The 21,338-nt window shown below is 75.2% G+C and carries 21 protein-coding genes; 9 read left to right on the top strand and 12 right to left on the bottom strand.

What is annotated here, in order from left to right:
* Positions 1 to 234: 234 nt before the first annotated feature.
* The 4 genes from ACZ3J7_RS19425 to ACZ3J7_RS19410 all read right to left on the bottom strand — a co-directional run bounded on the left by ACZ3J7_RS19425 (position 235) and on the right by ACZ3J7_RS19410 (position 3,412).
* Entirely contained in the window at positions 235 to 1,308 is a 1,074-nt protein-coding gene (locus tag ACZ3J7_RS19425; protein WP_465622490.1) for a Gfo/Idh/MocA family protein, read from the bottom strand.
* An 81-nt stretch (positions 1,309 to 1,389) separates the two neighbouring features.
* Positions 1,390 to 1,860, bottom strand: coding sequence for a hypothetical protein (locus tag ACZ3J7_RS19420; protein WP_465622486.1), 471 nt, complete (start codon positions 1,858 to 1,860; stop codon positions 1,390 to 1,392).
* Between the two features lie 151 nt (positions 1,861 to 2,011).
* A complete protein-coding gene (locus ACZ3J7_RS19415; protein ID WP_465622483.1) occupies positions 2,012 to 2,437 on the bottom strand; it encodes a nuclear transport factor 2 family protein in 426 nt (141 codons plus the stop codon).
* Positions 2,438 to 2,500: 63 nt separating this feature from the next.
* A complete protein-coding gene (locus ACZ3J7_RS19410) occupies positions 2,501 to 3,412 on the bottom strand; it encodes a zinc-binding dehydrogenase (protein ID WP_465622478.1) in 912 nt (303 codons plus the stop codon).
* Between the two features lie 175 nt (positions 3,413 to 3,587).
* Between ACZ3J7_RS19410 and ACZ3J7_RS19405 the strand changes: the two genes are divergently transcribed.
* Positions 3,588 to 4,529 carry a LysR family transcriptional regulator gene (locus ACZ3J7_RS19405; protein ID WP_465622473.1) on the top strand — a complete coding sequence of 314 codons (942 nt, stop codon included), beginning with the start codon at positions 3,588 to 3,590 and terminating at the stop codon, positions 4,527 to 4,529.
* Between the two features lie 102 nt (positions 4,530 to 4,631).
* On the opposite strand, the gene ACZ3J7_RS19400 is transcribed toward ACZ3J7_RS19405, so the two are convergent.
* The gene (locus ACZ3J7_RS19400) at positions 4,632 to 5,411 is read right to left on the bottom strand and encodes an HAD-IIA family hydrolase (RefSeq protein ID WP_465622470.1); all 780 of its coding nucleotides are present in this window, start codon (positions 5,409 to 5,411) and stop codon (positions 4,632 to 4,634) included.
* Between the two features lie 336 nt (positions 5,412 to 5,747).
* On the opposite strand from ACZ3J7_RS19400, the gene ACZ3J7_RS19395 reads away from it, so the two are divergent.
* Complete coding sequence (locus ACZ3J7_RS19395) at positions 5,748 to 6,488, top strand: uracil-DNA glycosylase (RefSeq protein WP_465622468.1); 741 nt, start codon at positions 5,748 to 5,750, stop codon at positions 6,486 to 6,488.
* Positions 6,489 to 6,611: 123 nt separating this feature from the next.
* Here ACZ3J7_RS19395 and ACZ3J7_RS19390 read toward each other — a convergent pair whose 3' ends face one another.
* Together ACZ3J7_RS19390 and ACZ3J7_RS19385 are read right to left on the bottom strand one after the other, a co-directional pair.
* Positions 6,612 to 7,256 (bottom strand): 3-oxoacid CoA-transferase subunit B, encoded by a 645-nt coding sequence (locus ACZ3J7_RS19390; RefSeq protein WP_465622464.1) that lies wholly within the window; start codon positions 7,254 to 7,256, stop codon positions 6,612 to 6,614.
* Positions 7,253 to 8,059: a CoA transferase subunit A gene (locus ACZ3J7_RS19385; protein ID WP_465622460.1), complete on the bottom strand. Its 807-nt coding sequence runs from the start codon at positions 8,057 to 8,059 to the stop codon at positions 7,253 to 7,255. The genes ACZ3J7_RS19390 and ACZ3J7_RS19385 overlap by 4 nt, the downstream gene beginning before the upstream one ends.
* 265 nt (positions 8,060 to 8,324) lie before the next feature.
* On the opposite strand from ACZ3J7_RS19385, the gene ACZ3J7_RS19380 reads away from it, so the two are divergent.
* Genes ACZ3J7_RS19380 through ACZ3J7_RS19355 form a run of 6 tightly spaced genes read left to right on the top strand, consistent with a single transcriptional unit; the run spans position 8,325 to position 13,836 of the window.
* Positions 8,325 to 9,554: a substrate-binding domain-containing protein gene (locus ACZ3J7_RS19380; protein WP_465622456.1), complete on the top strand. Its 1,230-nt coding sequence runs from the start codon at positions 8,325 to 8,327 to the stop codon at positions 9,552 to 9,554.
* 5 nt (positions 9,555 to 9,559) lie between these two features.
* Entirely contained in the window at positions 9,560 to 10,318 is a 759-nt protein-coding gene (locus ACZ3J7_RS19375) for an ABC transporter ATP-binding protein (RefSeq protein ID WP_465622452.1), read from the top strand.
* Positions 10,315 to 11,052, top strand: coding sequence for an ABC transporter ATP-binding protein (locus tag ACZ3J7_RS19370; RefSeq protein ID WP_465622448.1), 738 nt, complete (start codon positions 10,315 to 10,317; stop codon positions 11,050 to 11,052). The genes ACZ3J7_RS19375 and ACZ3J7_RS19370 overlap by 4 nt, the downstream gene beginning before the upstream one ends.
* Complete coding sequence (locus ACZ3J7_RS19365) at positions 11,049 to 11,915, top strand: branched-chain amino acid ABC transporter permease (protein ID WP_465622445.1); 867 nt, start codon at positions 11,049 to 11,051, stop codon at positions 11,913 to 11,915. The genes ACZ3J7_RS19370 and ACZ3J7_RS19365 overlap by 4 nt, the downstream gene beginning before the upstream one ends.
* Positions 11,912 to 12,985 carry a branched-chain amino acid ABC transporter permease gene (locus ACZ3J7_RS19360; protein ID WP_465622443.1) on the top strand — a complete coding sequence of 358 codons (1,074 nt, stop codon included), beginning with the start codon at positions 11,912 to 11,914 and terminating at the stop codon, positions 12,983 to 12,985. The genes ACZ3J7_RS19365 and ACZ3J7_RS19360 overlap by 4 nt, the downstream gene beginning before the upstream one ends.
* Complete coding sequence (locus ACZ3J7_RS19355; RefSeq protein ID WP_465622439.1) at positions 12,982 to 13,836, top strand: alpha/beta hydrolase; 855 nt, start codon at positions 12,982 to 12,984, stop codon at positions 13,834 to 13,836. The genes ACZ3J7_RS19360 and ACZ3J7_RS19355 overlap by 4 nt, the downstream gene beginning before the upstream one ends.
* Before the next feature lie 20 nt (positions 13,837 to 13,856).
* On the opposite strand, the gene ACZ3J7_RS19350 is transcribed toward ACZ3J7_RS19355, so the two are convergent.
* The gene (locus ACZ3J7_RS19350) at positions 13,857 to 15,119 is read right to left on the bottom strand and encodes a polysaccharide deacetylase family protein (RefSeq protein WP_465622436.1); all 1,263 of its coding nucleotides are present in this window, start codon (positions 15,117 to 15,119) and stop codon (positions 13,857 to 13,859) included.
* Positions 15,120 to 15,390: 271 nt separating this feature from the next.
* Complete coding sequence (locus ACZ3J7_RS19345; RefSeq protein ID WP_465622432.1) at positions 15,391 to 16,005, bottom strand: hypothetical protein; 615 nt, start codon at positions 16,003 to 16,005, stop codon at positions 15,391 to 15,393.
* A gap of 447 nt (positions 16,006 to 16,452) precedes the next feature.
* Here ACZ3J7_RS19345 and ACZ3J7_RS19340 point away from each other — a divergent pair, with 447 nt between their 5' ends.
* Complete coding sequence (locus ACZ3J7_RS19340) at positions 16,453 to 17,580, top strand: LLM class flavin-dependent oxidoreductase (protein ID WP_465622428.1); 1,128 nt, start codon at positions 16,453 to 16,455, stop codon at positions 17,578 to 17,580.
* On the opposite strand, the gene ACZ3J7_RS19335 is transcribed toward ACZ3J7_RS19340, so the two are convergent.
* The 3 genes from ACZ3J7_RS19335 to ACZ3J7_RS19325 all read right to left on the bottom strand — a co-directional run bounded on the left by ACZ3J7_RS19335 (position 17,570) and on the right by ACZ3J7_RS19325 (position 21,204).
* Positions 17,570 to 18,550 (bottom strand): phosphotransferase family protein, encoded by a 981-nt coding sequence (locus ACZ3J7_RS19335; RefSeq protein WP_465622424.1) that lies wholly within the window; start codon positions 18,548 to 18,550, stop codon positions 17,570 to 17,572. The genes ACZ3J7_RS19340 and ACZ3J7_RS19335 overlap by 11 nt on opposite strands.
* A gap of 37 nt (positions 18,551 to 18,587) precedes the next feature.
* Positions 18,588 to 20,438, bottom strand: a complete 1,851-nt coding sequence (locus ACZ3J7_RS19330; protein ID WP_465622420.1) for a putative bifunctional diguanylate cyclase/phosphodiesterase — start codon at positions 20,436 to 20,438, stop codon at positions 18,588 to 18,590.
* Positions 20,439 to 20,778: 340 nt separating this feature from the next.
* A complete protein-coding gene (locus ACZ3J7_RS19325) occupies positions 20,779 to 21,204 on the bottom strand; it encodes an OsmC family protein (RefSeq protein ID WP_465622417.1) in 426 nt (141 codons plus the stop codon).
* Positions 21,205 to 21,338 lie beyond the last annotated feature (134 nt).

Here is a 21,338-nt window from a genome sequence, read left to right as displayed (position 1 = left end):
ACCGGTGTCGCGTCATCCATGACTCGGCATGCATGTCGCGACATCGATGACACAGCACCCATGCTGCGACATGCATGCTGCGCTATGGATGACGTGACACCGATGACGCGACATGGATGTCGAGGCATGGGTGCTGTGTCACCGATGTCGTGCCACTGATGTCGCATCACTGGCGCCGCGCCGCCGGCGGGCCGGGAGGCCGAGGGCCGCCCCACCCGCCGGCGGGCCGGCGGCTCAGGGGAGGCGGACCACGGAGGCCGTCGCGGCGGAGGCCCGGGCGGCCTCCAGGACGGCGAGGGTGGCGACCGCGTCGCGCGGGTCGACGGGCGGCGGGGTGTGGTCGGCGAGGGAGGCGGCGATGCCCGCGTAGTAGGCGGGGTAGGCGCCGGGGTCGGTGGGGACGGGGTCGGCGTCGCCGTCGGTGCCGACCAGGCCGTACGCGGCGGGGTCGTCGTCGCCCCAGTGGTCGTCGGGGCCGCCGGGGCGGTGGCCGGCGCGCAGGGCCGCCTCCTGCGGGTCCATGCCGAACTTGACGTACCCGGCGCTGTCGCCGAGCACCCGCAGGCGGGGGCCGGCGAGTGCGGCGACGGCGCTGGTCCACAGCTGGGAGCGGACGCCGCCGGTGTGGGTGAGGGCGAGGAAGGCGTCGTCGTCGACCACCGCGCCGTCCCGGCGCACGTCGATCTCCGCGTACACCGCCTCGACCGGGCCGAACAGGGTGAGCGCCTGGTCGACCAGGTGGCTGCCGAGGTCGTACAGGGTGCCGCCGACCTCGGCGGGGTCGGCGAGTTCGCGCCAGCCCGGCTTGGGCTTGGGGCGGAAGCGCTCGAAGCGGGACTCGAAGCGGTGCACCCGGCCGAGTCGGCCCTCCTCGATCAGGCGTCGGGCGGTCAGGAAGTCACCGTCCCAGCGCCGGTTCTGGAACACCGACAGCAACAGGCCGGACTTCTCGGCGAACTCGCACAGGTCGCGGGCCTCGGCGCTGGTCGCGGCGAGCGGCTTGTCGACCACGGTGGCCAGGCCGGCGAGCAGGGCGGTGCGGGCGAGCGGGACGTGGGTGCGGTTGGGGGAGGCGATCACCACCAGGTCGAACCGGTCGGCGTCCTCGAACAGCTGCTCGGGGGTGTCGAGGGCGCGGGCGCCCGGGTGGTCGCGGTGCAGTTGGGCGCGGCGGTCGGGGTTGGCGGTGACCACCGCGTCCAGCTGCAGGCCGGGGGTGGTCGCGATCAACGGGGCGTGGAAGGCGGAGCCTGCCAGGCCGTAGCCGATCAGGCCGACGCGGAACGGGGCGGAGGGCGTGCTGCTCATGCCCTCAACTCAATCATCCCGGCCTCCCGGAGCCGTGGAGGCCACCCGGGAGGCCGGGGCGGAGGCGGAGACGCGGTGGGGTCAGCGTCCGTGCCGGGGACGGCGGCGACACAGGACGACGAACGCCGCGCCGGTCAGCAGCAGCACCGAACCCAGCGACAGCAGAACGCCGTTGGCGGTCGCGTCGCCGCCACCGGTCTGGGCCAGCTGCTGCGGGGAGGGGGAGGGAGCGAGAGAGGAGGGGGAGGGGGAAGGGGAAGCGGGGGCGTCGCCGGTCCGCGCGTCCGTCCGGTCGTCCGCGTCCTGGGTGCCGCCCGCCGCGATCGCCGCCGTGCACGGCGCCGACGTCGGGTGCTCGGGCCCCTCCAGGTGGCAGCCCCGGACGTGGCCGGGCGGGTTCTGCGTCGAGCCGTGCGCCCCGGCGGTCCCGGCGGCCGGGGCGCCGAGCAGGACGGCGGCCGCCAGCAGCGGGACGGCGGCGCGGCGGGCAGTGAGGGAGAGGGCGGCGAGCGGGAGGGTGCGGCGGGTGGCGGGGCGGTGGGCGGAGGCCATCGGGCTCCCTTGCGTCGTGCGGAGAGAGGGTGTGTCTCGGGACGCTAGCCAGCCGGGGCAGGTGAGTTGACGGTACGTCAGGGTAGTTACGAGCGGCTTAAGGCGGTGTTGAGGTGCCCCGGACCGCGGTTGACGGTCCGGGGCCGGGCGGTCACCCGCCGTTCGCGAACAGGGTGGTGGCCGCGCGCTGGGTGTCGGTGTACTCGCGGACGGCGGCGATCAGGCCGTCGCGGACGGTGAAGATCCCCAGGTTGCGGTTCTCGTAGAGCCGGCCGTGCACGGTGGTGCAGCGCGAGGTCCACTCGGCGACCACCCGGTCGCCCTCGACGACCGGCTCGCCGACCAGGGCGACCTCGACGGCGGTGCCGGGGGCGATCAGGCCGCCGATCGCGCCGAGGAACCCCTCGACGACGGCCTTCCGGCCGCGCCACTCGCCGCTCAGCGGCAGGTCGCCCGGGTAGGTCCAGACGGCGTCCTCGGTGAAGGCGTCCCGGACGGCGTCCGCGTCGCCGCGGGCCACCGCGTTCACGTAGTCGACGACGACGGTGCGCGGGTCGGTGCGCGGGTCGGTGCTCATGGCGGATCTCCTCGGAGGTTCGGAAACGGGGGCGGAGGCAGGGGGAGCGGGTCGGGCCGAAGGTCAGCCGAGGGTCAGGACGGCGTTGCCGCGGACGCGCCGGCCGCGCAGGGCGGCGACCGCCTCGGCGGTGTGCCGCCAGCCGTCGCGCAGGCCGATCTCGGGGTGCAGCCGGTCCTCGGCGGTCAGCCGGACCAGGGTGCGCAGGTCGGGGCCGTCCGGGTGGTCGACGTCCGCGTAGCTGAAGTGCTGGACGGTCGCCGAGACCGGGCCGTTCAGCAGCGCGAAGAAGTCCAGCCGGACCGGCTCGCGGGAGGCCTGACCGAACCACAGCAGCCGGCCGCGCGGGGCGAGCAGCGCCAGGGCCCGGGGCAGCTCGGGGCCGCCGGTCGACTCCAGCACCAGGTCGTACGGGCCGACCGCCCCGGCCACCGAGTGCACCACCTCGGTGGCGCCCAACTCCAGGAGCCGCGAGCCGCGTTCCGCGTTCGCGGTGACGGCGGTCAGCTGCGCCCCGGCGGCCGCGGCCAGTTCGGTCAGGTAGTGGCCGACCCCGCCGGAGGCGCCGGTCAGCAGCAGCCGCCGCCCCGCGACCGGCCCCGCCGCGCGCAGCAGCCGCAGCGCGGTGAGGCCCGCCAGTGGCAGCGCGGCGGCCGTCGGCGCGTCCAGCCGCTCCGGCAGCACCGCCAGCGCGTCCGTGCGCACCGCCGCGTACTCCGCCCAGCCGGCGCCCGGCGGATGGGCCACCACCCGCTGCCCGACGGCCGGACCGCTGCCGTCCGCGGCGGCCTGCACGACCAGCCCGGCGACGTCCTTGCCCGGCCGCCAGCCCGGCGGCGGATCCTCCAGCAGGAAGGTCTCGCCCCGGTTCACCGAGAACGCGTCCACCTTCACCAGCACCTCGGCCGGGCCCGGTGCGGGCTCCGCGACCTCGGCGAACTCGACCGTGCCGTGCGCCGGAACAAGGGCCTTCATCGGGGTACTTCCTCTCCTCGCCCATCAACTCGCCGACCGGGCGGAGGGGTTGGGGCCCCGACTGCTCGGTCCCGGTCCGTCCGCCGACGAGGCAAGTCAACGGCCCGGGCCCCCGGAGGGTCCAACAACCGGAACGGCCCCACGACAACCGGTGGTTGTCGACGATGATGGCCCGATGGACGACCCGGACCTCCGGCAGTTGCGCGCCTTCGTCGCGGTGGCCGAGCAGCGCCACTTCGGGCGCGCCGCCGAGCAGTTGGCGATCAGCCAGCAGGCCGCCTCGAAGCGGATCGCCGCCCTGGAACGGGAGTTGGGCGTCCGGCTGCTCGACCGGGGCCCGGCCGAGGTCCGCCTCACCGACGCCGGACAGCGGCTGCTCGCCCCCGCCCGGGCTGCGCTGGCCGCCGGGCGGGCCGCCGTCGCCGCCGCCCGCCAGCAGGCCGCACCCGCCCGGCTGGACGTCTGGGGCCACCTGTTCGAGCCGCTCCGCACGGTGCGCGAAGTCCTGTCCGGAGCAAGCGGGTCGGCCGTCGAGGTCGGCGCCGCCCGGGACCTGGACGCGGTCGCCGCCGGGCTGTCCCGGGGCGAGAGCGCCGCCGGGTTCGGCCGCCACCAGCCGGGATCGGGACGGGAGTTGGCGCACCGTCTGGTCCGGCTGGAGCCCGTCGACGTGGTGCTGCCGGCCGACCACCCGCTGACCGGCGCCGACCGGGTGCGCCCCGCCGACCTGGCCGCGCTCCGGCTGGTGCTGCCCGCGGACCCGGCCCGGCTGGACTTCCTGGCCCGGTTCGGCGAGCGCTTCGGCGTCCCGCTGCTGCCCGGCGAGGCCAACCTGGGCCTGGCCCACCTGCTCGACCGGGTCCGCGCGCTGCCCGACGGCTGCACCCTGCTACCCGCCGAACTCCCGCTCGCCGTCCCGCCCGGCCTGGCCGTCCGCCCGCTCGTCGACCCCGTCCCGCTGTACGCGTGGTCGCTGGTCTGGCACCGCGAACGCCCGCACCCCGCCGTCCCCGCCCTGCTGCGCGCCTTCGCCGAGCGGGGCCGCGACCGCCGCTGGCTGGAGTACCGACCCGGCCGCGACTGGCTGCCCGGCGCGGACGCCGACGAGCTGGCGTGACGGCGTGACGGCGTGACGGCGCCAAGGCGGACCGGCGGACCGGCGTGACGAAGGCCCCGGCGCGGTGCGCGCCGGGGCCCCGGGGCCCTGCGGAGAGGGGCGTCAGATCAGCTCGATCAGGTCGGCGATCGAGTTGACCACCTGGGTCGGCCGGTACGGGAAGCGCTCGACCTCGGAGGCCTGGGTCAGGCCGGTGAGGACCAGGAAGGTCGACATGCCCGCCTCCATGCCGGAGACGATGTCGGTGTCCATCCGGTCGCCGATCATCGCGCTGTGCTCGGAGTGCGCGCCGATCGCGTTCAGGCCGGCCCGCATCATCAGCGGGTTCGGCTTGCCGACGAAGTACGGCTCCACGCCGGTCGCCTTGGTGATCAGCGCGGCCACCGCGCCGGTCGCGGGCAGCGCGCCCTCGGCGGACGGGCCGGTCTCGTCCGGGTTGGTCGCGATGAACCGGGCGCCGTCGTTGATCAGGCGGACGGCCTTGGTCATCGCCTCGAACGAGTACGTCCGGGTCTCGCCCAGCACGACGAAGTCCGGGGCGGTGTCGGTCAGCACGTAGCCCACGTCGTGCATCGCGGTGGTCAGACCGGCCTCGCCGATCACGTACGCGGTGCCGCCCGGACGCTGGTCGTCCAGGAACTTCGCGGTGGCCAGCGCGGACGTCCAGATGTGCTCGGCGGGCACGTCCAGGCCCATCCGGGCGAGGCGGGCGTGCAGGTCGCGCTGGGTGTAGATCGAGTTGTTGGTGAGCACCAGGAAGGGCTTCCCGGACTCACGCAGCCGCTGGATGAAGGCATCGGCCCCGGGAATCGGCACGCCCTCGTGGATGAGGACTCCGTCCATGTCGGTCAGCCAGGTCTCGATGGGCTTGCGGTCTGCCACTGTGGGTGTCTCCTTGGTCTTGCACAGGTCGAACGATCTTCGTGATCGCTCCGACCGGACACCACTGGCCGGTCGGGCGCCACAGGCTGCCCCAACGCCGATCAGCCTAGTCGCCCGGCCCGGACGGCCACAGGGGAGTCCGCGCCCGTGGACGCCCCGGCCCCGCCGCCGGACGCCGACGGCGGAGGGGGAGCGCGCCACCCGGGCCGAACGCGGGCGGCGGGCTGTCGGCGCGACTGTGTAGCGTTCACCGCGGTGGGTCCGCAGCGGGCCCGCGGAACGGTACGTACGAGTGAGAGCGGCCGCCGTTCGGCGCGGCCGGTGGGAGGTACTGACGTGACGGAGCTGGCCGAGGCGACCGCGGGCGGCGCGCCGGAACTGCCCGAGTCCTGGCGGGCGGTGCTCGCCGAGGAGACCGGCAAGCCCTACTACGCGCAGCTGACCGAGTTCCTGGCCGCCGAGCGCGCCGAGCACGAGGTCTTCCCGCCCGCCGGGCAGGAGTTCTCGGCGCTGGAGGCGACGCCGTACGGGGACGTCAAGGTGCTGATCCTCGGTCAGGACCCTTACCACGACAACGGCCAGGCGCACGGCATGAGCTTCTCCGTGCTGCCCGGCGTGAAGACCCCGCCGTCGCTGCGCAACATCTACAAGGAGCTCAACACCGACCTGGGCCTGTTCACCGACCCCGCGACCGGCACCGGCTTCCTGCCGCCCGACAACGGGTACCTGATGCCGTGGGCCGAGCAGGGCGTGCTGCTGCTCAACGCGGTGCTCACGGTGCGGGCGCACGAGGCCAACTCGCACAAGAACAAGGGCTGGGAGAAGTTCACCGACGCGGTGATCAAGGCGGTCAGCGCCCGCGAGGAGCCCTGCGTGTTCGTGCTGTGGGGCGGCTACGCGAAGAAGAAGCTCCCGCTGATCGACACCGGGCGGCACGTGGTCGTCCAGGGCGCGCACCCCTCGCCGCTGTCGGCCAAGCTGTTCCTCGGCAGCAAGCCGTTCTCGCAGATCAACGAGGCCCTGGAGGGCTTCGGCGAGAAGCCGGTCGACTGGCGGATCCCGAACCTGAAGGGCTGACCACCCGTCGGAGGGGGCCCGGAGCGCACCGCGCCCGGGCCCTCTCCGGTCTCCGGCGGACCGTCAGCCCGGGTCAGTCCGGGTCAGTCCGGGTCAGTCCGGGTCAGTCCGGGTCAGTCCGGGTCAGTCCGTCAGGACCGGCGGCGGGGTGGCGGCCCGGAGCCGGTCGAGGGTGGTGCCCCCGGCGAGCTCGACCAGGCGCAGGCCGTCGGGGGTGACGTCGAGGGTGGCGAGGTCGGTGACGATCCGGTGGACGACGGCGCGGCCGGTGGCGGGGAGGGTGAGCTCGTCGACGATCTTGGGGGTGCCGTCCTTGGCGGTGTGCTCCATGACGACGATCAGGCGGCGGGCGCCGTGGACGAGGTCCATCGCCCCGCCCATGCCCTTGACCGTCCTGCCGGGGATCGTCCAGTTGGCGAGGTCGCCGGTGGCGGAGACCTGCATGGCGCCCAGGACGGAGACGTCGATGCGGCCCGAGCGGACCATGGCGAAGGAGGCGGCGGAGTCGAAGTAGGCGGCGCCGGGGCGGACGGTGACGGTCTCCTTGCCGGCGTTGACCAGGTCGGGGTCGACGTCGGCCTCGGCGGGGTAGGGGCCGGTGCCCAGGATGCCGTTCTCGGAGTGCAGGACGACGTGGACGCCGGGCGGCAGGTGGCCGGGGATCAGGGTGGGCAGGCCGATGCCGAGGTTGACGTACTGGCCGTCGCGCAGTTCGCGGGCGGCCCGGGCGGCGAGCGCCTCGCGCGGGTCCGGGGCGGCGGCGGTCATCGGGACTCCTCCGGGGCGGCGAGGGTGGCGAGGGCGGTGGGGGCCGCGGGCGCGGCGGGGGCGGTGAGGGTGCGGCGTTCGACGCGGCGGTCGTCCGGGTCGGCGGCCACCACCCGGTCGACGTGGATGCCGGGCAGGTGGACGGCGTCCGGGGGGATCTCGCCCGGCTCGACGATCCGGTCGGCCTCGACGAGGGTGATCCGGCCGGCGGTGGCGCACAGCGGGTTGAAGTTGCGGGCGGCGGCGTGGAAGACGCAGTTGCCGTGCCGGTCGGCGACGGCGGCGCGCACCAGGGCGTAGTCGGCGCGGATGGCCTCCTCCAGCAGGTGGCGGCGGCCGTCGAAGGTGCGGACCTCCTTGGGCGGGGAGGCCAGCGCGACCGAGCCGTCCGCGGCGTAGCGCCAGGGCAGGCCGCCCTCCTCGACCTGGGTGCCGACACCGGCGGGGGTGTAGAAGGCGGGGATGCCCGCGCCGCCGGCCCGCAGCCGCTCGGCCAGGGTGCCCTGCGGGACGAGTTCGACCTCCAGTTCGCCGGCCAGGTACCGGCGGGCGAACTCCTTGTTCTCGCCGACGTAGGAGGAGGTCATCCGGGCGATCCGGCCGGCCCGCAGCAGCAGGCCCAGGCCCCAGTCGTCCACGCCGCAGTTGTTGGAGACCACCCGCAGGCCGGTGGTCCCGGCGGCGGCCAGGGCACCGATCAGGGTGGACGGGATGCCGCACAGGCCGAAACCGCCGACCGCCAGCAGCGCGCCGTCGGGGATGTCCCCGACCGCGCGCGCCGGGGAGTCCAGGACCTTGTCCAAGGGGGGCCACCTTTACCAGGGGAGGGGGTGCTGACTGCCGCACCACCCTCCCCGCGGGCCGCGGGCCTTTCCATGGCGGGCGCCGCCACGGGTCCGGCCCGCCCCATGTGCCCGCCGCACACTCCGCGCCGGGCGGCGCCGCGACATGGCGGCGGGCCACACAGCGCGGACAGCCGATGCGTGGACCCGGCACATGTCGTCCCCGGGACGGCGCCCCTACGGTTCCGGCATCCCACCAGCACCGGCACGTCAGGAGCCCGCCACCATGTCAGTCACGGACGTTCCCCGCAGACGCCCCGCCCGGAAGCTCGCCGCGCTGGCGGCCTGCGCGCTGTTCGCGGCGGGGTGCGCGAAGGCCGGTACGGCCGGCGGTTCCGCCGACGCGGGCGGCGGGAGCCCGGTGAAGGTCGGGCTGGTGTACTCGAGGACGGGCCCGCTGGCCGCGTACGGCAAGCAGTACCTGGAGGGTTTCCGGGCCGGTCTGGCGTACGCGACGAAGGGCACGGGCGCGGTGGACGGCCACCCGGTGGAGGTGGTCGAGCAGGACGACGCGGGGGACCCGGCGAAGGCGGTCTCCGCGGCGAAGGACCTGATCGGCAAGGACGTCAGGGTGCTGGCGGGTTCGACCGCGTCGGGGGTGGCGCTGCAGGTCGCCCCGATCGCCGCGCAGAACAAGGTGCTGTTCATCTCCGGCCCGGCCGCCGCCGACAAGGTGACGGGCCTGAACAAGTACACCTTCCGCTCGGGCCGCCAGTCGTACCAGGACACCAGGGCGGCGGCGTCGTTCATCGGCGACGCCAAGGGCAAGAAGGTCACGGTGCTGGCGCAGGACAACGCGTTCGGGCAGGCGAACGTGGCGGCGGTGAAGGCGGTGCTGGGCGGTGAGGGCGCCACCGTGGAGGCGGTGCTGGCACCGCCGTCGGCGACCGACCTGACGCCGTTCGCGTCGCAGGCGAAGGCCGCCGGGCCCGACCTGCTGTACGTGGCGTGGGCGGGCGACACGGCCTCGGCGCTGTGGACGTCGCTGACCCAGCAGGACGTGTTCTCCGCGACGAAGGTCGTCACCGGCCTGGACGTCGCCGCCTCGTACCCGCTGTTCGGCCCGGCCGCCGAGCGGATCGACTTCCTGAACCACTACTTCGCGGGCGCGGCCGGCACCGAGGTCGAGAAGGCGATGACCGACGCCGTCACGAAGGCCGGCTCCACGCCGGACCTGTTCACCCCGGACGGGTTCACCGCCGCGCAGATGGTGGTGCACGCGCTGGAGTCCACCCGGGGCTCCGTCGCGGACACCGACGCGCTGGTGAGGTCGCTGGAGGGCTGGAGCTTCGACGGGGTGAAGGGCAGGCTGACCGTCCGGGCCGAGGACCACGCGCTGCTGCAGCCGATGTTCCAGGTCAGGCTCACCGGCACCGGCGCCGCCGCCAGGCCCACCGCGGAGAGGACCCTGGACCCCGCCCAGGTCGCCCCGCCGGTCGCCGAGACGGCGGGCTGAGCCCGGTGGGCACCCCCGCCCCGGTCCTGCGGCTGGACGGTCTCGGCTGGTCCGTGCGTGGTGTCCCGATCGTCCGGGACGTGAGCTTCGAGGTCGCGGAGGGCGAGTTCGTGGCCTTCATCGGCCCGAACGGGGCGGGCAAGACCTCCCTGTTCAACCTGGTCTCCGGGATCCACCGGGCCTCGCACGGCTCGCTGCACCTGGACGGCGCGGACGTCACCGCGCTGTCGGTGCCGGCCCGGGCGCGGCGCGGCCTGGGCCGCACCTTCCAGACGTCCTCGCTGTGGCCGGGCCTGACGGTGGCCGAGCACCTGCGGCTGGCGGCGCAGGCCGCGGCGGGACCCGGGGCCTCGTACCGGATCTGGCGCCGGGCCGGCCGCTACCGGCAGCGGGTCGAGGAGGTGCTGGAGCGCACCGGGCTGGCCGGCCGCGCCGACGACCTCGCCGGGTCGCTGTCGCACGGCGGCAAGCGGAAGGTGGAGCTGGCGGTGCTGCTGGTGGGCGAGCCGCGGCTGATCCTGCTGGACGAGCCGATGGCGGGCGTCAGCGCGGAGGAGGTGCCGGCGCTGGTGGAACTGATCCGCTCGGTCCACCGCGAGCAGGGCCGCACCGTGCTGATGGTCGAGCACCACATGGACGTCCTGCTCGGACTGGCCGACCGGCTCGCGGTGATGCACCACGGCACGCTGCTGGCGCTCGACGCCCCCGACGCGGTGATGGCCGACGCCACCGTGCAGGGGGCCTACCTGGGGGAGGCGCTGTGAGCGGCCCGTTGTTGAGGGTGCGCGGCCTGCGGGTGGTCGTCGACGGCCTGCACATCCTGCACGGGGTGGACCTGGACGTCGCCGCCACCGGCGTGACCGCGCTGCTGGGCCGCAACGGCGCGGGCAAGACCACCACCGTCAAGGCCGTCATGGGCCTGGTCCCGCGCACCGGGGAGGTCGTCTTCAACGGTGCGGACATCACCCGGCTGCCCACCCACCGGGTGGTGCGGCGCGGCATCGGCTACGCCCCGGAGGACCGCGGGATCTTCGCGGGCCTGAGCGTGGCGGAGAACCTGCGCCTGGCCGAACGCGACGGCACCCCGGCCTACGACCTGGTGTTCGAGCTGTTCCCCGAACTCGCGCAGCGCCGCGGGCAGCCCGCCGGCACCCTGTCCGGCGGACAGCAGCAGATGGTCGCCATCGCCCGGACCCTGCTCAACGGCAACCGCCTGATCATCGCGGACGAGCCCACCAAGGGCCTCGCCCCCAGGATCGTCACCGAGGTCGCCGACGTCCTGGCCCGCGCCGCCCGCACCGTCCCGGTCCTGCTGGTCGAACAGAACCTCGCCCTGGTGCGCCGCGTCGCCGGCCCGTGCGCGGTCCTGGCCGACGGCCGCACCGCCCACCAGGGCCCGGTCCGCGACCTGCTCGCCGACGCCGACGCCGCCCGCCGCCTGCTGGGCGTCGGCGGCCACCGGCCCACCCACGCCGCCCCCGGGGAGGGCTCCCGTTGAACACCATCGTCCTGCTCGCCTGCACCGGACTGGGGCTCGGCGCGCTGTACTTCCTCGTCGCCTCCGGCCTGTCACTGATCTTCGGCCTGATGGACGTCCTCAACTTCGCCCACGGCGCGCTGCTGTCCATCGGCGCGTACGCCTCCTGGTGGGCCGCCACCGGCGGCCACCTGCCCTTCTGGCTCGCCGTGGCCTTCGGCACCGCCGTGGGCACCGCCGTCTCCGTGCTCCTCGAACTCGCCCTGATCCGGCCGCTGTACGCCCGCCCCCGCGACCAGATCCTGGCCACCGTCGGCGTCGGACTGGCCCTGCCCGCCCTGCTGATGGGCGTCTGGGGCTCCGACGCCCGCCCCTTCCCGCAACCCGCCGCCCTCGCCGGCACCGTGCGCGTGCTCGGCGCCACCGTGCCCGTCAACCGCTTCGTGCTGACGGCCGCCGCCCTGGCCGTCCTGGTCCTGCTGCGCCTGTTCCTCGCCCGCACCCGCTACGGGCTGATCGTGCGGGCCGGCGTCGAGGACCGGGCGATGGTCACCGCCCTCGGGATCGACGTGCGCAGGGCCTTCACCCTGGTCTTCGCGATCGGCGGCGCGGCCGCCTCCCTCGGCGGCGCGCTGGCGGGCCTGTACTTCGGGTCGGTCAACCCCTCCCAGGGCACCGGGCTGCTGGTCTTCGCCTTCGTCGTCGTCGTGATGGGCGGCACCGGTTCGGTCACCGGCGCCGCCCTGGCCTCCGTCGGCGTCGGCCTGGTCCAGCAGTTCGCGAACTACTACACCGCCGCCGGCCTGGGCGACCTGTCCGTCGTCGTCCTGCTCGCCGTCCTGCTGCTCGTCAAGCCCCGAGGACTCACCGGGAGACTCGCGTGACCACCCACCTCCGGCGCTGGTGGCCGCCGGCCCTGCTGCTCGTCCTGGCCGCCGCGCCGTACAGCGCCCTGCCGCTGCCCGGCCTGCTCGACGGCCCGCTCGGCAGCCCCGGCAGCCTGCAGCTGCTCGCCCTGTGCCTGCTCTACGGCGCCCTCGCCACCGGCTACGACCTGCTGCTGGGCCGCACCGGGCTGCTCTCCTTCGGCCACGCCCTCTACTTCGCCACCGGCCTGTACGCCACCGACCTGGCCATGCTCGACCTCGACCTGCCCCTCCTGCCCGCCGCCCTGTTCGGCACCGCCTGCACCGCCGCCCTGGCCCTGCTGCTCGGCTCGGTCTCCCTGCGCGTCACCGGCATCGGCTTCTCCATGGTCACCCTCGCCTTCGCCCAGGCCGGCGCCATCCTCGTGCAGCGCGACCCCGGCGGCCACACCGGCGGCGAGGAGGGCCGCGCCGCCCCCGCCGACCGGCTGCCCGACGCCCTGGTCGGCATCCACAACACCGCCAACCTCTACTGGATCGCGCTGGCCTACCTCGTCCTCACCCTCGCCGCCGTCCGCTGGGCCACCGCCTCCCCCGCCGGCCGGGTCTGGGCCGGCATCCGCGAGAACGAACGCCGCGTCGAGGTGCTGGGCCTGCGCCCCTACGGCTTCAAGCTCCTCGCCTTCACCCTCTCCGGCACCCTCGCCGGCGTCGGCGGCGTCGTCCACCTGCTGCTCACCGGCGGCGCCACCCCCCAGACCGCGAGCTCCGACGCGACCCTGGCCCTGCTGGTCATGGTCGTCCTGGGCGGCTCCGGCACCCGCTGGGGGCCCCTGCTCGGCGGCGTCCTGTACACCTGGGCCGCGCACCGCCTGGGCGACCTCGCCAACTCCGCCGCCGTCGCCGACCTGCCCCCCGCGCTGCGCGTCCCGCTCTCCCAGCCGCTGTTCCTGCTCGGTAGCCTCTTCGTCGCCGTGGTCTACCTGCTGCCCGGCGGCCTGGCCCGGCTCCCCGCCCGGCTGCGCGCCACCCGCCCGGCCGGGGCCGCACCCGCCCCCGCCCCCACCCTCCCGGAAGGCGCCGCATGACCCGTCCGCAGCCCGAGGCCCTGACCGTCCCCGTCGACGGCGGCGACCTCGCCGTCCTGCGCTGGCCCGCGACCGTCCCCGACGCGCCCGTGCTGGTCGCCGTGCACGGCATCACCGCCAACGCGATGGCCTGGGCCGGTCTGGCCCGGCTGCTGGCCGGCCGGGTCGAGCTGTACGCCCCCGACCTGCGCGGGCGCGCCGCCAGCCGGGACCTGCCCGGCCCGTGGGGCCTGGCCCGGCACGCCGAGGACGTCGCCGCACTGATCACCGCGCTGGACGCCGGCCCGGTCCGGCTGGTCGGCCACTCGATGGGCGCGTGGGTCTCGGCGCTCACCGCGACCCGGCACCCCGGGCTGGTCGCCGCCCTCACCCTGGTCGACGGCGCCGTCACCTTCCCGCTGCCGCCCGGCGTCGCCGAGCAGGACGCCCTCGCGGCGGTCCTCGGCCCCGCGCTGGCCCGGCTCTCGATGACCTTCGCCAGCCGCGCGGCCTACCGCGCGTTCTGGCAGGCCCACCCCGCGCTCACCCCGTGGACCGCCGAACTCGACGCCTACACCCAGCGCGACCTGACCGGCGAGGCACCCGCCCTGGTCTCCTCCTGCGTCCACGAGGCGGTCACCACCGACGGCGGCCAGGTGCTCCTCGACCGGGAGGCCGCCGACGCGGTCCACCGCCTGACCGTCCCCACCCGGTTCCTCTACGCGGAACGCGGCCTGCTCGACGAGCCCCGGGGCCTCTACGACCCGGACCGGCTGGCGGCGGCGGGACTCGCCCTCCCGGCGGAGCCGGTGCCGGGGACCAACCACTACTCGGTCATCTGGTCGGAGGGCCTGGCGGCGGCCGTGCTGTGACGGCCCCCGCCAGGGGGGGTTCACGCCCCCAGGAAGGTCTGCCAGCCGCCCGCCGGGGCCTGGCCGACGTTGAGGGTGCGGAGCTTGCGCAGGGTGGACTGGTCCTGGGCCTCCAGCCAGTCCACCAGCTGCTTGAAGGAGACCAGGCGGACGTCCGGCTTGTCGGCGATCTGCTTGATGGTCTCCTCGACGGCGTCCATGTAGATGCCGCCGTTCCACTGCTCGAAGTGGTTGCCGACGAAGAACGGCGCCCGGTTGGTGGTGTAGGCGCGGTTGAAGCCCGCCAGGTACGCGTCGCGGGCCTGGGCCCGCCACTGGTCGTACTTGCCGGGGTCGCCCTTGGTGGAGCCGCCGGACTGGTTGGCGAGGATGTTGTAGTCCATCGACAGGACCTGGAAGTTGTGGCCGGGGAACGGTATGCCCTGCAGCGGGAAGTCCCAGATCTTGCCGTCCTGGACCTTCTGCGGCCAGATCTGCAGGCCGCCGGGGGAGCTGGCGTCGTACTTCCAGCCGAGCTTCGCCGCGGTCGGCAGCAGCGCCTTCTGCCCCTCCAGGCAGGGGGTGCGGCCGCCGATCAGCTCCTTCCGGTAGTCGAAGGGCAGCGGGTCGACGTCGGTGAAGCCGGTGTTGCCGCGCCACCCGGTGACGAAGGACACCGCCTGCTGGATCTCGCTCTCCCAGTCCTCGGGGCTCCACTTGTTGACGCCGTTGTGGTCGGAGCGGGTGGAGCAGAAGTGCCCGTTGAAGTGGGTGCCGATCTCGTGGCCGTCCCGCCAGGCCTGGCTGATCAGCTTGATGGTGTTGCGGACGGCGTTCCCGGACAGGAACGGGATGTCCGAGGCGCCGACCGGGTGCTGCGGTGGGTGGTAGAGCGAGGACTTCTCCTTCGGCAGGGTGTAGATGCCGGACAGGAAGAAGGTCATGGCCGCCTTGTGGTCCTGGGCGACCTTCAGGAAGCGGCTGAACTGGCCGTCGTCGGTGGCGCCGGCGCCGTCCCAGGAGAAGACCACGAACTGCGGCGGGGCCTCGCCGGGCTTGAGCTTCTGGACGGCGGGCTGGTTCGGCTGGGCGCCGGTGTCGGCGGTGGAGCCGTCGCCGAGCGGGGTGCCCTTGACGGGGGACGGGCCGCCGGGGGTGCCGGTGCCGGTGCCGCCGGTCGAGGGACCGGCGTCGGAGCCGGGGCGCCGGGCGGCACCGCCCCCGCTGGAACAGGCGGTGACGGCGCCGAGGGCCGCCGTGGCCGCACCGGCGGTCAGCACGGTCCTGCGCGAGATGGTGCTCATGGTCTCCCCTGCCACGAAAGGGCCCGAACCGGGCCAAAAGAAGGTCCGGACGCCGACGGGCGGCTCCGGAGGTCAACTTCTGGCAAAATCGGACAATTTGACGGTAATGCCAACCAAGGATGGCACGCCCGGGAGGGCGGGTCCAATGCCGCCCGTCCTCACCCGGTCATCACGCGGCAGAGGTTCGTCCGGCTCCCGCCCGGGCCGTCCTGTTGCCGTCCTGAGACAGAGAACGCCGAGGTCGCGGTCCCGCCGCCGGCCCGCCGTCCGGCTACTCGGCCTCGACCAGCACGGCCAGCCGGCGCCGCCGGCGGACCAGCTGCACCACGGCGGAGCTGACCGCGGTGGCCGCCGCGCAGGAGATCACGAAGCTCAGCCAGGCGGTGTCGAACCAGTGCAGGTTCAGCCAGCCCAGGCTGACGATGTACGCCGCCCACACCACGGCCGCCACCGCCGACCAGCGCAGGAAGGTCCACGGCCGGTGGTGCCCGGAGTGGCCGACCGCGAGGTCCAGCACGGTCCGCCCGGCCGGGACGAAGCGCGCCACGATCACGATCACCGCCGCCGCCCGGCTGGTGGTCCGGCCGGTGAGCGCCCGCTGCACCCGCTCGACGCTCGCCGCCAGCCGGGGCCGGCGGGCCAGCCGCCGGTGCACGGCGGGCGCCCCGCGCCGGGCCAGGTGGAGCAGCAGCAGGTCGCCCAGGAAGGAGGCGACGGCCACCCCGGCGGCCAGCAGCAGCGGCGAACCGTCCACGTGCGCGGTCTTCAGCACCGCGAGGATCACCAGCGAGCCGCTGGGCAGGAAGGGCAGGAAGGCGTCGCCGAGCACGGCGGCCAGCGCCAGCCCGCAGTACCAGGCGGGGCCGATGACGGCGTTCGGATCCACGGTGTCTCTCCCTCCAGCGCGCCCGGGGGAGAGCAGCTGCAACGGGGGACAACGCTAGCGCGGGCAAATTTCATGGCATGAAGCACCCCCGTGTGGCCCACCGCACACGGACCCGGGCAGCGCGAGAGCCCCCGGGCGGGGTGCCGCTCCGGGGGCTCGTGGGGATCGAACGACGCTGGTCGAGCCCGCCGATCTGTCGCTGGTGCGCGGAGCCGGTGCGGGTTCCGCGCTGATCACCAGCGTGCCCGACCCGGGGGCCCGGATCGACCGTTCGACCTGGCGACTTCTCGCTCTGGCGTGAAGTCGCCACGCAGCGTTGCCCGCTGGCGGACCGTCAGGAAAACACCGGCGTGTCGCGGCCCGGAGCGGGAACAGCCCGGACGGCGGACGGGTTGTGCTCCGACGAACGCCCGGGCGCCCGGCCGGGGCACCAGGAGGACGCACCGCATGAGCACCGCACCGGAGCCGACCGCCCCCGAGACCGTCGCCGAGACCGCCGCCGGGGCGGGGGCCGCCGCCGCGCCGAGCCCGGCCGAGGACCGGATCCGCGGCCGGGCCGCCGGCCGCGCCCCCGCCCCGCTCTCGATCCTGGACCTCGCCACCGTCGGCACCGGCCACACCCCCGGCGAGGCGCTGGCCGCCACCACCGAACTGGCCCGGGCCGCCGAGGGCTGGGGCTACCACCGGTTCTGGGTGGCCGAGCACCACGGCATGCCCGGCGTCGCCTCCTCGGTCCCCGCCGTCCTGCTCGCCCACCTCGGCGCCCACACCAGCACGCTGCGGCTCGGCTCCGGCGGCGTGATGCTGCCCAACCACGCCCCGCTGGCGATCGCCGAGCAGTTCGGCCTGCTGGAGGCCCTGCACCCGGGCCGGATCGACCTCGGCCTCGGCCGCGCCCCCGGCACCGACCAGGCCACCGCCGCCGCGCTGCGCCGGGGCCTGGCCGAGGGCGCCGAGGACTTCCCCCGCCAGCTCGCCGAACTGCGGCACTTCCTGGACGGCGACTTCCCGCCCGGCCACCCGTACGCCCGGCTGGCGGCGGTGCCGCGCTCGGCCTCCCGCCCGCCGCTGTGGCTGCTCGGCTCGTCCGGCTTCAGCGCCCAGCTGTCCGCCCGGCTCGGCTACCCGTTCGCGTTCGCGCACCACTTCAGCGCCGCCAACACCGTCCCCGCGCTCGACCTGTACCGGGAGGGCTTCACCCCGTCCGAGGTGCTGGAGAAGCCGTACGCGCTGATCGGGGTCAGCGCGGTGGCCGCCGAGAGCCGGGAGCGGGCGCTGTGGCTGGCCCGGTCGGCGGGGCTCGGCATGCTGCGGCTGCGGCAGGGCCGGCCCGGGCCGATCCCGACGCCCGAGGAGGCCGCCGCGCACCCCTACACGCTCGCCGAGGAGGACTTCCTGGAGTCCTGGCTGGCGAACGTGGTGCTCGGCACCCCGGCGGAGGTCGCCGACGGCCTGGAGGCGCTGCGGCGGCGCACCGGGGCGGACGAGCTGATGGTCACCTCGCACATCCACGGGCACGAGAACCGGCTGGCGTCCTACGGCCTGATCGCCGAGGCGTACGGGCTCACCGGCTGAGCGGGCCGAGCGCGTCCAGCACCGCCAGCTGTCCGGTGACCCGCTCGGCCGACCAGCTCTCCACCCAGGCGGCGAAGTCGCCGGTGTACGCCCGGGGCACGGCCTCGACCCGCATGATCAGCGCCAGGTAGACCCGGTAGAGCGCGAGCCGGGCCCGGGCGGCGTCGTCGAGGGCGAAGGCCGGGTCGACCGAGCGGTAGCCGGCGACGAGGTCCTCGTCCAGTTCGGCGGCGCCGAGCGGGTCCAGGCCGACCAGTTCGGCCAGCGGGTCGCCGAAGAAGGCCCGCTCGCCGTCGATCACGCCGGTCAGCTCCCAGCCGCCGGACGCGTCCGGGGTGAGCAGCAGGTTGCCCTCCCAGGCGTCGAAGTGCACCAGCGCGGGGCGGTCGACCGCCGCCAGCGCGGCCGCGAACCGCTCCGGCAGGGCGCGCAGCTCCTCGACGGGGGCGGGCAGGGCGACGCCGTAGCGCTCGGCGTCGGCCAGCAGCGCGCCGAGCATCGCGGCGAACGCGGCCGGCCAGCTGTCGGCGGACAGGCCCGGCCCGGGCTGCGGGTAGCCGTAGCGCTCCCCGGTGGCCCGGGCCACCCGGGCGGCCCAGGCGCCCAGCGAGCGGCGCAGCCCGGCCCGTCCGGCGGCGGGGATCCGGTCGCGCAGGCTGTCCCAGGTGGTGCCCTCCACGTAGGACAGCAGCAGCCACTCGCGGGTCCCGGCGTCCCCGTCCGGGTCGTGGTGCAGCACCTCGGGGACGGTCAGCCCGGCGTCCGCCGCCAGGGCGTGGAACAGCCGCTCGGTGCCCAGCAGCCCGTGCTCGTGCGCCAGCCCGGGGGTGCCGGGCGGCGGCGCGCACTTGAGCACCAGCCGCCGTCCGTCGGCGAGTTCGAGCAGCCGGGCGGCGTTGTACAGCCCGCCGGTCAGCGGCGTCGCCGAGACCACCCCGACCCCGCCCAGCACCGCGTCCACGCGTTCCACCGCTTTCGTACCCCCTGTCCGCACCGGAAGGCCGCGGCTATCGCCGCGGCTGGTCACGGAGTATCGCGGCGATCGCCTCGGGACCGCCAGGGCGGGCGTAGTACCAGCCCTGTGCGGTGTCGCAGCCGGTCTGGCGCAGCTGTTCGGCCTGGGCGGCGTTCTCGATGCCCTCGGCGGTGACGGTCAGGCCCAGGGCGTGCGCGAGCTGCACCATCGCGCCGACGATCTGCTCGTCGGCGGCCCGCCGCCGGCCGTCGGCGCCGGGCGCGGACTCGCGGAACGCCTCGATGAAGGTGGCGTCCAGCTTGAGCGCGTGGACCGGCAGCCGGGACAGGTAGGCGAGGTTGGAGTAGCCGGTGCCGAAGTCGTCGATGGCGATCCGCACGCCCATGTCGGCGAGCGCCTGCAGGGCCTCCAGCGGCCGGCCGGCCGGGCCGAGCAGCGCGCTCTCGGTGATCTCCAGCTGGAGCAGCGGCGCGGGCAGCCCGGTGCGTTCCAGCACGTCCGCGACGTCCGCGACCACGTCGGAGTCCCAGATCTGGCGCGGCGCCAGGTTGACGCTGACGAACACCGGCCGGTCGGGGAACTCGGCCAGCCACTTGCGGGTCTGCCGGCAGGACTCCTCCAGGACCCACTTGCCGAGCGGCACGATCGCCCCGGACTCCTCGGCGAGCGGGATGAACCGGTCCGGCGAGAGCAGCCCGTGCCGGGGGTGGTTCCAGCGGACCAGGGCCTCCGTGCCGCGCACCGCGCCGTCGGCCAGGCCGACCAGCGGCTGGTACTCGACGGTGAACTCGCCGCGCTCCACGGCCGGGCGCAGCGCGGTCGCCAGCTCGTGCCGGGCCAGCTGGTCGGCGCCCCGGTCGCGGTCGTACAGCGTCCAGCGGGCGCGGCCGTCGGACTTCGACCAGTACAGGGTGGAGTCGGCGTCGCGGACCAGGTCGGTGGGCGTGGAGCCGAGCACCGGGCGCTCCACCACGCCGATCGAGGCGGTGACGGTCAGCCGGTGCCCGGCCACCTCGAAGGGCCGCTCCAGGGCGTCCATCAGGCCGCCGGCCAGCCGGGTCAGCTCCTGGTGCCCGGCGCTGCCGGTGACCAGCACGGCGAACTCGTCGCCGCCCAGCCGGGCCACCAACTGCCGTCCCTCGCGGGCGAAGCCGTGTTCCAGGCGGGCGGCGACGGCCACCAGCAGCTGGTCGCCGACGTGGTGGCCGAGCGTCTCGTTGATCGCCGCGAAGCCGTCCAGGTCGACGTAGCACAGCCCGATCCGGCCCCCGCCGCCCGGCTCGTCCAGCCGGAACGCGGCCTCCAGCCGCTGGTAGAACAGCGTCCGGTTCGGCAGCCGGGTCAGCGGGTCGTGCAGCGCCTGGTAGGCGAGCCGGTCGCCGAGCTGCCGGCGCTCGGTGACGTCCTCGACCATGACCATCGTGTAGTACGGCTCGCCGACGTGGTCGCGGATCAGCGAGACGGTGACCCGGCCCCAGACCTCCCGGCCGCCCCGGTGCTTGAGCCGCTTCTCGGCCCGCATCCGGTCGCGCTCGCCGCGCACCAGCTCGCGGTAGCGGCGGCGGGACGGCTCCTCCGGGTCGATGATCTGGTGGATGTGCATGCCGGGGAGCTCGGCGACCGTGCGGCCCAGCATGGCGGCGAACACCGGGTTGCCCTCGATCACCAGGTCGTCGCGGTCGATCAGCGCCATGCCGATCCCGGCGTCGGAGAACGCGGCCCGGAAGCGCGACTCGCTGGCCCGCAGGGCGGCGGCCAGCCGCTCGGTCTCGCGGTCCGCCGGGGCGCCGCAGGAGGCGCACGCCGCGGCGTCCTCCGGGCGCGGCGCTGCGGGCCGCCCACCCCCCTGGTGTGCGTCGGCCCCGACGTTCCGGCCCGGCACGGCACGCTCCCGTCCGCTGCTGCCACTGGTCGCGCCGGCCGCTCCTCACGGACGGCGACCGGCCAGGCGGCCCGCGCCCGCCCGCGGGCCCCGGCCGGTGACCGGGGCGCGGTCGGCGGCCTCGGGCCACATCCGCCGATCATAGGCCGCCGGTGTAACTGTCCGCGACCGCCGCCAGGGTGATTGGTCACGGATGTCCGGAGATGCCCGTTACATTCTGTGCGAACTCTCGCGACGTGGACACGGGGGCGCGAAACCCCCGGTGGGCGCCGGTGCGGCGCGCCTCCGGGGGCGTGCGGCCCGCTCACGCCCCGTCACGGAGCGTGAGCGGGCCGGCGGGTCAGGCCAGGCTGGCGGAGAGCGTGATGGTGGTGCCGGCCAGCGCCTGGCTCACCGGGCAGTTCGCCTTCGCGTCCTCGGCGGCCTTCACGAAGCCCGCCTCGTCCAGGCCGGGCACGGTGCCGACCACGGTCAGGTGGATGCCGGTGATGCCGGTGCCCGGCTGGAAGGTCACGTCCGCCTTGGTCTCCAGCTTGGTGGGCGGGGTGCCGGCGCCGGTCAGGCCGTGCGAGAGCGCCATCGAGAAGCAGGACGAGTGGGCGGCCGCGATCAGCTCCTCCGGGCTGGTCCTGCCGTTCGCGGACTCGGCCCGGGACGGCCAGGACACCGGGAACTCGCCGACGCCCGAGGAGTCGAGGGTCACCAGGCCCTTGCCGTCGAGCAGGTTGCCCTCCCACTCGGTGTGCGCGGTGCGGGTCGTCGCCACGATCAGGTACCTCCCATGAGAACGGACAGCGGTCGAACTGCTGTGCCGCCGACCGGACTTCCGGCGGCGGCCCCGCCCAGCCTACGGCCCGCGCGGGGCCGCCGGGGCCGAACGCCGCGCGGAGCGCCGCCGTC

Source organism: Kitasatospora sp. NPDC015121, from assembly GCF_055562955.1.
The sequence above is the reverse complement of the archived record's forward strand: the minus strand, read 5'-3'. Positions and strand labels throughout refer to the sequence as shown.

Bases quoted from the DNA above. Each gene is read 5' to 3' on its own strand.
- ACZ3J7_RS19425 (WP_465622490.1), bottom strand. From the start codon at position 1,308: ATGAGCAGCACGCCCTCCGCCCCGTTCCGCGTCGGCCTGATCGGCTAC.
- ACZ3J7_RS19420 (WP_465622486.1), bottom strand. From the start codon at position 1,860: ATGGCCTCCGCCCACCGCCCCGCCACCCGCCGCACCCTCCCGCTCGCC.
- ACZ3J7_RS19415 (WP_465622483.1), bottom strand. From the start codon at position 2,437: ATGAGCACCGACCCGCGCACCGACCCGCGCACCGTCGTCGTCGACTAC.
- ACZ3J7_RS19410 (WP_465622478.1), bottom strand. From the start codon at position 3,412: ATGAAGGCCCTTGTTCCGGCGCACGGCACGGTCGAGTTCGCCGAGGTC.
- ACZ3J7_RS19405 (WP_465622473.1), top strand. From the start codon at position 3,588: ATGGACGACCCGGACCTCCGGCAGTTGCGCGCCTTCGTCGCGGTGGCC.
- ACZ3J7_RS19390 (WP_465622464.1), bottom strand. From the start codon at position 7,256: ATGACCGCCGCCGCCCCGGACCCGCGCGAGGCGCTCGCCGCCCGGGCC.
- ACZ3J7_RS19380 (WP_465622456.1), top strand. From the start codon at position 8,325: ATGTCAGTCACGGACGTTCCCCGCAGACGCCCCGCCCGGAAGCTCGCC.
- ACZ3J7_RS19355 (WP_465622439.1), top strand. From the start codon at position 12,982: ATGACCCGTCCGCAGCCCGAGGCCCTGACCGTCCCCGTCGACGGCGGC.
- ACZ3J7_RS19350 (WP_465622436.1), bottom strand. From the start codon at position 15,119: ATGAGCACCATCTCGCGCAGGACCGTGCTGACCGCCGGTGCGGCCACG.
- ACZ3J7_RS19340 (WP_465622428.1), top strand. From the start codon at position 16,453: ATGAGCACCGCACCGGAGCCGACCGCCCCCGAGACCGTCGCCGAGACC.